The sequence below is a fragment of the Leptospiraceae bacterium genome, from assembly GCA_024233835.1.
Taxonomy (GTDB): domain Bacteria; phylum Spirochaetota; class Leptospiria; order Leptospirales; family Leptospiraceae; genus JACKPC01.
In genome coordinates this window covers 374003-384372 of sequence record JACKPC010000007.1, presented here as the reverse complement: position 1 = coordinate 384372, position 10370 = coordinate 374003, and the positions used below count along the sequence as shown (strand labels likewise).

General features: G+C 33.2%; 10 protein-coding genes. All 10 read left to right on the top strand.

Annotation, left to right across the window (positions count from 1 at the left end; translation table 11 throughout):
• The first annotated feature begins 234 nt into the window (after window positions 1-234).
• The 10 genes from rfbG to wecB all read left to right on the top strand — a co-directional run bounded on the left by rfbG (window position 235) and on the right by wecB (window position 10364).
• On the top strand, window positions 235-1332 hold the full coding sequence (gene rfbG / locus H7A25_25815; protein MCP5503342.1) for a CDP-glucose 4,6-dehydratase: 1098 nt from the start codon (window positions 235-237) through the stop codon (window positions 1330-1332).
• A 64-nt stretch (window positions 1333-1396) separates the two neighbouring features.
• Entirely contained in the window at window positions 1397-1837 is a 441-nt protein-coding gene (locus tag H7A25_25810; protein ID MCP5503341.1) for a dTDP-4-dehydrorhamnose 3,5-epimerase family protein, read from the top strand.
• Between the two features lie 4 nt (window positions 1838-1841).
• Entirely contained in the window at window positions 1842-2606 is a 765-nt protein-coding gene (rfbF, locus tag H7A25_25805) for a glucose-1-phosphate cytidylyltransferase (protein ID MCP5503340.1), read from the top strand.
• Between the two features lie 3 nt (window positions 2607-2609).
• A complete protein-coding gene (locus tag H7A25_25800) occupies window positions 2610-3737 on the top strand; it encodes a DegT/DnrJ/EryC1/StrS family aminotransferase (protein ID MCP5503339.1) in 1128 nt (375 codons plus the stop codon).
• Between the two features lie 66 nt (window positions 3738-3803).
• The gene (locus H7A25_25795; GenBank protein ID MCP5503338.1) at window positions 3804-4670 is read left to right on the top strand and encodes a glycosyltransferase; all 867 of its coding nucleotides are present in this window, start codon (window positions 3804-3806) and stop codon (window positions 4668-4670) included.
• A gap of 18 nt (window positions 4671-4688) precedes the next feature.
• Window positions 4689-6056 (top strand): hypothetical protein, encoded by a 1368-nt coding sequence (locus H7A25_25790; GenBank protein ID MCP5503337.1) that lies wholly within the window; start codon window positions 4689-4691, stop codon window positions 6054-6056.
• 144 nt (window positions 6057-6200) lie between these two features.
• Entirely contained in the window at window positions 6201-7355 is a 1155-nt protein-coding gene (locus H7A25_25785) for a glycosyltransferase family 4 protein (protein ID MCP5503336.1), read from the top strand.
• A gap of 4 nt (window positions 7356-7359) precedes the next feature.
• Window positions 7360-8241 carry an SDR family oxidoreductase gene (locus tag H7A25_25780; protein MCP5503335.1) on the top strand — a complete coding sequence of 294 codons (882 nt, stop codon included), beginning with the start codon at window positions 7360-7362 and terminating at the stop codon, window positions 8239-8241.
• Window positions 8234-9244: a polysaccharide biosynthesis protein gene (locus tag H7A25_25775; protein ID MCP5503334.1), complete on the top strand. Its 1011-nt coding sequence runs from the start codon at window positions 8234-8236 to the stop codon at window positions 9242-9244. The genes H7A25_25780 and H7A25_25775 overlap by 8 nt, the downstream gene beginning before the upstream one ends.
• A complete protein-coding gene (gene wecB, locus H7A25_25770; protein MCP5503333.1) occupies window positions 9237-10364 on the top strand; it encodes a UDP-N-acetylglucosamine 2-epimerase (non-hydrolyzing) in 1128 nt (375 codons plus the stop codon). The genes H7A25_25775 and wecB overlap by 8 nt, the downstream gene beginning before the upstream one ends.
• Window positions 10365-10370 lie beyond the last annotated feature (6 nt).

Genomic DNA, 10370 nt, shown 5'->3' with positions numbered 1-10370 from the left:
TCTATTCCACCGATTTAAGAAAAAAATAGGGTGAAAACAAAGAGTATTTGAAAAGCATTGAAGATGCTAACTTTATTGAGAGGGATAAAAATGAAGTTAATAGAGGTTCCCATAAATATATTGTTTATGAATTACTCGATGAAAAATGTAGAATTTACGATAGTTGAGGATGAATTTATCCCAACAATTAATAGTAAGTATTATTATATTATGAGTAAAAAATAAAATTAAAGCATGAAACTAGAAAAAGTCTTTAAAGATAAAAAAATAGTTATTACCGGACATACAGGATTTAAAGGATCCTGGCTTAGTATTTGGTTAATCAGTCTTGGGGCTGAAGTTAAGGGAATTTCATGGGATATTCCTTCCACCCCTTCTCATTTTAAGGAGGCTGGTTTGGCTGACAAATTGGAAGATCATCGGTTCGATATACGAGATGTTGAAAAGATCAGAGTTTTTTTCAAAAGTGAGCAACCTGATTTTGTATTTCATTTAGCAGCCCAACCTCTGGTTAGATTGTCCTATAGAGAGCCTCTTCTTACATATTCTACAAATGTTATGGGAACAGCAAATATCCTTGAAGGATTACGGGAGCTAAAAAAAGAATGTATTGCAGTTCTTATAACCAGTGATAAGTGTTATGATAATGTAGAATGGGTTTGGGGATATAAAGAGACCGATGCTCTTGGTGGACCGGATCCATATAGTGCTTCAAAAGGTGCAGCAGAGCTTATAATCAAATCTTATATTAAATCCTATTTTCAATCAAAAGATAATTTAGTTAAGATCGGAATTGGAAGGGCAGGGAATGTGATTGGTGGAGGAGACTGGGCAGGAGACAGGATTGTTCCTGATTGCGTAAAAGCCTGGTCAAAAAATGAAGTAGTGCAGCTGCGAAATCCGATGGCAACAAGACCCTGGCAGTTGGTGTTAGAACCTTTGAGCGGATACATCAATCTTGCAATGGCTTTGCAAGAAAATTCTAAGTTTCATGGAGAGGCTTTTAATTTTGGACCTCCTTCTGAAAACAACCAGACAGTTCTTGAACTCGTAAAAGAAATGCAAAAACATTGGGATCAGGTGAGATATGAAGATATATCCGAAAGCCATGATGGTCCCTACGAATCAGGACTTCTAAAGTTGAACTGTGATAAAGCACTCTTTTATCTGAAATGGAAAGCAGTCCTGGACTTTGAAACTACGATTCGTATGACTTCTGAATGGTATAAAAATTTTTATAGCAGAGGTACGGACGTCTATGAATACAGCAAAGCTCAGATCGAGGAATACACAGAAATAGCCAGAAGGAAAGGGTTACTCTGGGCGAAATAAAAAATCAATCATTTTATTCATGAACACTAACCCTCGCTAGTAAAGAAGTGAGTAATAAAATTAAATGAAAGAAATTAATGAAATAGATGGAATACTCCTAACCCCGTTAAAAATCATTCCCGGTGAAATGGGGAATGTATTACATGCCATGAAGAAAACGGATCCCGGTTTTTCAGGATTCGGTGAAGCTTATTTTTCTACAGTTGAAAAAGGGAAAATAAAGGGCTGGAAGAAACATCTGGAGATGACTCTTAATTTAGTCGTTATCAGTGGAATAATCAAATTTATAGCTTATGATGATAGGGAAGACTCAAAGACAATGGGCGAGTTTGGTTCTGTGGAATTGTCACGTAATAATTACTATCGTCTTACAGTTCCTCCTAAAATCTGGTTATCCTTTAGTGGAATTGGTGAAGAAAATATTCTTTTGAACATAGCTAATTTATTACATGATCCTAAAGAAGCCAACAATATGCCGATAGAAAATATACAGGGTGGATGGTGAATTTATGAAAACAATACTCCTCGCCGGTGGATTCGGTACGCGACTTGCGGAATACACTGATATGATTCCAAAACCTATGGTTCCGATTGGAGGAAAACCTATTCTCTGGCATATCATGAATGCATATTCTAATTTTGGACATAAGGACTTTTATCTGGCTCTGGGGTATAAATCGGAATATGTGAAGGAATATTTTTTGAATTATAAAACTCTTAATTCTGATTTTACAGTTGATTTGTCAACAGGTGCAATTTCTACACATTCTTCCTCTTCTATGGATTGGAGAATAACGCTTGTTGATACAGGGCTGAATTCAATGACGGGTGGGAGGGTGAAGCGACTACAATCGTATATAGGAAATGAAACCTTCATGCTTACTTACGGAGATGGAGTTTCAAATGTTAATATAGAAGAATTAATTAAATTCCATAAGAACCATGGAAAGATGGTAACTGTGACCTCCGTACATCCGGCGGCTCGATTTGGAGAATTGGATATCAAAGAAGGTGCAGTAAAAAGTTTTCAGGAAAAGCCACAGACCACTCAGGGCTGGATTAACGGAGGGTACTTTGTGATTGAGCCTGAGTTCTTTGATTTAATCTCCGGGGATTCTACAATTTTGGAAAGGGAACCGCTTGAACAGGCAGCGAAGATGGGGGAACTCATGGCATACCAGCACGATGGATTCTGGCAATGTATGGATACGAAAAGAGATAAGGATTATTTGGAAGAACTATGGAGTTCGGGAAAAGCTCCTTGGAAGATTTAAACTATGAATAAACTAATCCGACTTTCAAAATCCTGTTTATCCGATTCTGAAAAACAAGCAGTATTAAGGACATTAGATAAAGAGTTATTAGGGATGGGGGAAGAAACAAAGCTCTTCGAAACCATGCTCGCTGATTTTTTTGGAAGAGAAACAGTGTGTGTTAATACAGGAACTGCTGCTTTACAATTAGCAATTCAAGCCTGCGGTATAGGAAAGGGTGATGAAGTTCTTGTTCAGTCTCTAACTTATGTTGCCAGTTTTCAGGCAATTTCTGCTACAGGTGCAAAACCGGTTGCCTGTGATATAGAACCAAAGTATTGTTCCATCGATCTGGACGATGCTATAAAACGTCTGACTCCAAATACTAAAGCTATTATGCCCGTTCATTACGCGGGTCAACCGGGGAATTTGGAAGCCATTTATCAATTTGCCGAAAAAAATAAACTTAGAGTGATAGAAGATGCTGCTCATGCTTTTGGAACCGTATACAAGGGACAGAAAATTGGAGCATTTGGAGATGTTGTCTGTTTTAGTTTTGATGGGATTAAAAATATTACTTCCGGAGAAGGTGGATGTATTGTTTCTTCAGATGAAGGTGTTTTAAATAAAATTAAAGATTTACGGTTATTAGCAGTAGAAAAGGATACTGAGAAAAGGTATAGTGGTCAAAGGAGTTGGGAATTTGATGTTGTTGAGCAAGGTTGGCGATACCACATGAGTAATATTATGGCGGCAATAGGTATTGAACAACTCAAGCGTTTTCCTGAGATGGCTAAGAAGAGGCAGGAGCTTGCAAAGCTTTATGATAAAAAGTTTCAGAATCATTCGAGCATAAAAACATTCCAAAAAAATTATGATGAGGTCGTTCCACATATATATCCGGTTCTCATTTCTGGAATGAAAGACAGGGAATCCTTAAGAAAACAGCTTCTTGAAAAAGGAATTCAGACTGGCCTACACTACCAACCCAATCATTGGTTAACATATTATAAAGATCTGAAACCAAGTGCATTTCCGAATACTGAGAAAATATATAGTGGACTTCTGACCTTACCATTGCATTATGATTTAACAGTAGAAGATGTTGAGTATGTGGCGGACGAGTTAGAAAGAGCGGTCAACCTTAGATGAAAAGTAAAAGATAAAATGCAAACGGTAAATAGAGATTCGAAAAGTAATCCATTAATCAGTGTAATCATGAACTGTTATAATAGCTCGAAGTATTTGAAAGAAGCTATAGATTCTGTTTTGGTCCAAACCTACACTAATTGGGAGATTATTTTTTGGGATAACCAATCTACAGACGAAAGTGCTTCTATATTTAAGACTTATAAAGATGAACGCATGAAGTATTTTTATGCACCGGAGCATACCACTTTGGGTGCTGCCAGGAATTTAGCTGCTGAAAAAGCCAGTGGAGAGTGGATAGGGTTTTTGGATTGTGATGATATTTGGCTTCCGGAAAAACTAGAAAAGCAGGTAGCTATTATTGCAGAGGAAGATGATAGTTTGGGGTTGGTTTATGGGAAGGTTATTTCATTTATTGTTCCCGAAACAGAAAGTAATATTTTAAGTTCCGGTGCTGAAAGATATAACAGGGAAGTCTTAAATGAAGTTTTACCTGAAGGTAATATCTTTAATCGATTAATCTATGAGAATTTTATTTTTTTAGTATCCGGTATGGTGAAAAATGAATTCTTTTGGGGAGTTGGAGGTATAGATTTTTCTTACAAGCAAGCTGAAGACTATGATTTGTTTGTTAAGATTTCCTATAAGTATAAAGTTAGAGCTGTTCAAGAAGTTATATGTAGATATCGTATACATCAGAATAATAATTCACATTACCATGGGAGGTGTGGCTATGAGGAGTCTATTAAAGTATTGGAAAAGTTTAATGAACCGGAAATAAATCAGGCCATTAAGACTTGGTATACTGGTTTGGCTATTTATGAAATTAAACAGAAAAAAATAACTAAAGGTTTTTTTATTCTTATGAGAGATGGAAGTTTTATAGTGTTTATGAAAAAACTATTACGAATACTATTGTTAGCCTCTAAGATATAATAAAGGATTTAAAGCTAAGTGGAGACATTATTTAACAGAAAAAATCTTAAAAGTATAATAAATAAAATCTTAATTAGTTTAAGCGTTATATTTACTTCATTTACTTTTTTTTTCCAAGTAACATTTAATAGTGAGTTATGGGCTTTAGTTCCTTATATTTTACTAATGCTTTTGGTTTTTCTTAATATTGGTAATGTTATAGAGTATTTTTTTTTAAATTTGTATCCAAAGCAAAAATATATAGATTTTTTTATTGGTATTTTTTGGATAATTATAATAATTAAGATAATTGTTACATTTCTTGAATATCGGGAAGTCGGCGAGATCTTTAGGTATCTATTTTTATATGCAGCTCCGGTATTGTTTTATTTTTTTGTGGTAAGTATTAAGAAAATTGAATTAATTACAGTATTGTTAAAAATGATAGTAATCTGTGGTATGATAATAAGTACACAGTTTGTTTATGAATCCTATAATAAATCTGTTAATGATAAACTTACGAATTTTTCTGAAAAAGCTTTTTATTATTCAATGAAGCGAATGAAGACAGAAGATATAGGGAATGCAAATCAAGCAAGATTAAGTACTGGTTCGAGAGCGCAAGGTATTCTATCAAAGCACAGCATGACTTCTGCATATATAATAATATGTTTTTATACTCTATTGTCTTTAATCAGGGAATATAAGAAGAAAATCAAGTTTTTTATTTGGAGTCTGGGCTTTTCTGTTCTTGTATTGGGGATGAATACTACATCTATCGTCGTGTATATGATAGTTGGTTTATGGTTTTATAAAGATATTTTTAAAATATCAAAGGTGCGTAAGGATATATTTGTAAAGCAATACCTCTTCCATTCGCTTTTAATAATGTTTCTTCTTCTAAGTGTTTTTACAGTCTTCTTCTTTGAATTTATTTCTTTGCTTATTTATAGAGCGTTTAATATGTTGGTTAATCAGCTTTTATTTGTTTTTACATCTTCAAAAGATAGCTACACAGTAGGTATTATATTTGAAGAAATTTTACATTTTTTAGATTTGTGTTTGGAATATCCTTATTTATTAGTGTTTGGAGATTTATTTAAAAAACCAATATATGCAATTGGTGGTGATGTTGGCTTTTTGGACTCAATAACATTAATTGGATTTCCTCTTTATCTTAGTATTTTTACAGGTTTTATTCTTTTTGGTATGAAGTTAAGGTTAATTAAAGATATAGTTATAAATGATGATACCTGGAAACAATTGGAGTTGTCCTATGTGAGTATAATGGTATTTTTTTTGATGGATATACATTATTCAATATGGTATGATAAGTCGCTAATCATTATATTCTTTATTCTATGGGGTATTTTTAGAAGAAATTTATACTTATTAAGGTTTAAATAGAGGGCAAATTAGGCTTGTACTTAGCTTGGGCTTCCCCTTAAGAAAAATAGGGATGACGAATCCCTTTATCAAATTTACTGTGAAAGTTTTTTATATGAACTCTGAATGGTTAGAGAAAAATAAAATTCAAGTAGTTTTAACAAAATGATCCTAGGAATCGACGCATCAAATATTCGTGGTGGAGGTGGAGTAGTTCATCTTGTAGAGCTTTTACGAGCTGCTGAGCCTCAGAAATATCAATTTGAGAAAGTCTTTGTTTGGGGTGGTACTTCTACTTTAGATAAAATAGAAGATAGAAATTGGCTTGAAAAAGTATATGAACCTTTATTGAATAAGTCTTTGTTACACAGAACTTATTGGCAAAAGTTTCTACTAAGTAAACGAGCTAAGCAAGTTAATTGTGATATTTTATTTATTCCGGGTGGAACTTATTCAGGTGGTTTTCGTCCTTTTGTAACTATGAGCCAAAATCTTTTACCTTTTGAAGTAGAAGAAATTAAAAGGTATGGGTTCTCTTTATTTGCGATTAAGATGAAAATGTTAAGAATTACTCAATCTAAGACTTTTAAAAGTGCTGATGGAGTAATTTATTTAACTGAATTTGCGAGAGAGAGAGTATTAACTCAATTAAATAAAACTAAAGAAAATACTGTAATTGTTCATCATGGTATAAACTCGAAATTTTACGGTAAGCCTAAAGAGCAAAAAGAAATTTCTGAATATTCAACTTCAAATCCGTATAAACTACTCTATGTTTCTTTTATTGGAGAATATAAACATCAATGGAATGTTGTAAAAGCGGTGGATATTTTAAGAAGGAAAAACATGCCGTTAGAGTTAACTTTAATTGGGAATCCTGATGAAAAAAAAGCATTTATAAAATTAAAAGAAACAATAAGCAAAGTGGATCCTGAAAATCGGTATATAAAGTATTATAGTGGTATTTCTCATCAAGAAATAGAAAGCTTTTACAAAGGATCTGATCTATTTGTTTTTGCATCTTCTTGTGAAACTTTCGGACAAATTCTAACAGAAGCAATGGCATCAGGATTACCAATTGCTTGTTCTGAAATGTCTGCCATGCCGGAGTTATTAGGTGAAGCCGGAGTTTTTTTTAATCCACTAAAACCGGATTCAATATCGGATTCCATTGAAAAACTAATTATGAATAAGAATTTTAGAGTGGAATGTTCTAGTAAAGCATATAACAAAGCCCAAAAATTTTCCTGGGAAAAATGTGCTGAAGAGACATTTTTATTTTTTAATAGAATAGCATTAACAAATATAAGTAGTAATTAAACCAATGAAAATATTAATCTTAGGTACAACTGGGATGCTGGGTAGCACCCTATTCAAATACTTTTCTAACTCAGAAATCGATGTGTGGGGAACGGTTAGAAATTCTGTCATGCTTGATTTTTTTACTTCTATACAGAGAAAAAAAATAATATTAGATGTTGATATAACTAAACAAGATAATCTTGTAAAATTGTTTAAAGAAGTCAAACCTGATATAGTAATTAACTGTATAGGAATTATAAAACAACAGGGAAATGCAAAAGATCCTTTAACTGTATTACCAATTAATTCTATGCTACCTCATAGATTAAGTGGATTATGTGAATTGATGAATGCTCGTTTGATACATATAAGTACTGATTGCGTATTTTCCGGTAAGAAAGGTATGTATATTGAAGAAGATATCTCTGATGCAGAAGATTTGTATGGCAAGTCAAAATACATAGGCGAGATTCATGATAAAGAGCATGTTTTTACAATCAGAACATCAATTATAGGACATGAGTTAAATTCAAATTATTCTTTAATAGATTGGTTTTTGTCTCAACAAGGAATTGTAAATGGATATAAAAAGGCTATATTTTCCGGTTTTCCAACAATAGAATTAGCTCATATCATTAAAGAATACATACTCCCAAATCCAAACTTATATGGTCTATATCATATATCCACTGAGCCAATAGATAAATATAATCTATTACAAATAGTGAAAAAACACTACCGGAAAAATATTAATATTATTGAAAATCAAGAAGTAATTATTGATCGTTCTTTAAATTCAGAAAAATTTAGAAAAGTAACGGGTTATGTTCCTCCGAATTGGGATGAGTTGATTCAGAGAATGTTGAGATATAAACTTGATTATATGGATAGAAAAAATGTTTGATAATAAAGTATTGCTTATCACCGGTGGTACAGGCTCTTTTGGAAATACTGTTTTGAAAAGATTTTTAGACACGGATGTAAAAGAGATTCGTGTATTTAGCAGGGATGAAAAAAAACAGGAAGATATGAGAATTTCCTTATCTAATGATAAGCTTAAATTCTATATTGGTGATGTTAGAGATTACGACAGTATTTACCAGGCTACTATTGGAGTTGATTATATCTTTCATGCTGCCGCTTTAAAACAGGTGCCTTCCTGTGAGTTTTATCCAATGGAAGCCATTAAAACCAATGTGATAGGAACAGATAATGTATTGAGTGCAGCTATAGCTAATCAAGTCAAAAGAGTAGTGGTTCTTAGTACTGATAAAGCTGTTTATCCTATCAATGCAATGGGGATATCAAAAGCTATGGCAGAGAAAGTGATGGTGGCAAAATCCAGGAATATTATGAATGATATAACAGTTTTGTGTGCTACCAGATATGGGAATGTAATGGCCTCAAGAGGTTCGGTCATTCCTTTGTTTATTGAACAACTGAAAAAAGCTGAGCCATTGACGGTCACAGATCCGAATATGACAAGGTTCTTAATGTCTCTAGAAGATTCTGTAGACCTGGTATTGCATGCGTTTAATCATGCAAAGCAGGGTGATCTATTCATTCAAAAAGCACCGGCCTCCACTATAGCAGATTTGGCATTGGCTTTAAAAGAACTTTTTCGGAAACAAAATGAAATAAAAATAATCGGAACCAGACATGGTGAAAAATTATATGAATCCTTAGTATCGAGAGAAGAAATGGCCAAAGCAGAAGATATGGGAAGATATTTTAGAATACCCGCAGATAATCGTGATTTAAATTATAAAAAATATTTTGTAGAAGGTGAGCAAAAAGTTTCTGAATTAGATGATTATACTTCACATAATACAGAAAGATTGAATATAGAAGGAATCAAAACTTTACTTTTAAAACTAAGTTATATACAGGAAGAACTTAATGCTTAAAGTGATGACCTTGGTCGGAACTAGACCCGAATTGATAAAAATGAGTAGAGTGATTGCTGAGTTGGATAAATATACCAGCCATACTCTGGTTCACTCCGGACAGAATTATGATTATGAATTAAATCAAGTTTTTTTTGATGATTTAGAAATTCGAAAACCGGATTATTTTCTAAATGTTGCATCAGATACCGTGGCAAAGACTATTGCTGAGGTAATCACCAGATCGGATGAAATTTTTGAGGAAGTTAAACCGGATGCTCTTATGTTGTATGGAGATACAAATACATGTTTGGCCGTAATACCTGCTAAAAGAAGGAAGATTCCTGTATTCCACATGGAAGCAGGAAATCGATGTTTTGATCAAAGAGTTCCCGAAGAGTTAAATCGTAAGGTGGTGGATCATCTGAGTGATATAAATATGGTATTAACAGAACATGCCAGGAGATATTTGTTAGATGAGGGTATAAGACCTGAGACAATTATAAAAACCGGTTCTCATATGGATGAGGTTATAAACTACTATTTACCTAAAATAGAAAAATCAGAAATACTTGATTCATTAAGATTAAACAAATATCAATATTTTATAGTAAGTACCCATAGGGAAGAAAATGTTGATACAAAAGAAAATCTATTAGATTTGTTGATCTCCTTAAATTCAATAGCAAAAGAATACCAATATCCGGTGATAGTTTCTACACATCCAAGAACCAGGAAGCGATTGGAATCTTTGACTGAAATTGAAGTCCATCCGTTAATACAGTTTATGAAGCCATTCGGATTAATAGATTATCTTTCATTACAGATGTCTGCTTTTTGTATTCTTTCTGATAGTGGTACTATTACAGAAGAAGCATCTTTACTTAATTTACCTGCGATAACTATAAGAAATGCTCATGAAAGGCCAGAAGGTATGGATGAAGGAACTTTAATTATGAGTGGGCTAAAACAAGAGAGAATATTGGAATCAATTAAAGTTATTACTATGCAGCATGACTATAAAAAGAGGACGATACCTATAGTAAAAGATTATGAAGGTGGTCCTGTTTCTAAACAAGTTGTCCGCATTATCCATAGTTATACCGATTATGTGAATCGGACAGTCTGGAAGAAATATTGATAAAGT

Bases quoted from the DNA above. Each gene is read 5' to 3' on its own strand.
- rfbG (MCP5503342.1), top strand. From the start codon at position 235: ATGAAACTAGAAAAAGTCTTTAAAGATAAAAAAATAGTTATTACCGGA.
- H7A25_25775 (MCP5503334.1), top strand. From the start codon at position 8,234: ATGTTTGATAATAAAGTATTGCTTATCACCGGTGGTACAGGCTCTTTT.
- wecB (MCP5503333.1), top strand. From the start codon at position 9,237: ATGCTTAAAGTGATGACCTTGGTCGGAACTAGACCCGAATTGATAAAA.
- H7A25_25800 (MCP5503339.1), top strand. From the start codon at position 2,610: ATGAATAAACTAATCCGACTTTCAAAATCCTGTTTATCCGATTCTGAA.
- rfbF (MCP5503340.1), top strand. From the start codon at position 1,842: ATGAAAACAATACTCCTCGCCGGTGGATTCGGTACGCGACTTGCGGAA.
- H7A25_25780 (MCP5503335.1), top strand. From the start codon at position 7,360: ATGAAAATATTAATCTTAGGTACAACTGGGATGCTGGGTAGCACCCTA.
- H7A25_25795 (MCP5503338.1), top strand. From the start codon at position 3,804: ATGAACTGTTATAATAGCTCGAAGTATTTGAAAGAAGCTATAGATTCT.
- H7A25_25810 (MCP5503341.1), top strand. From the start codon at position 1,397: ATGAAAGAAATTAATGAAATAGATGGAATACTCCTAACCCCGTTAAAA.
- H7A25_25785 (MCP5503336.1), top strand. From the start codon at position 6,201: ATGATCCTAGGAATCGACGCATCAAATATTCGTGGTGGAGGTGGAGTA.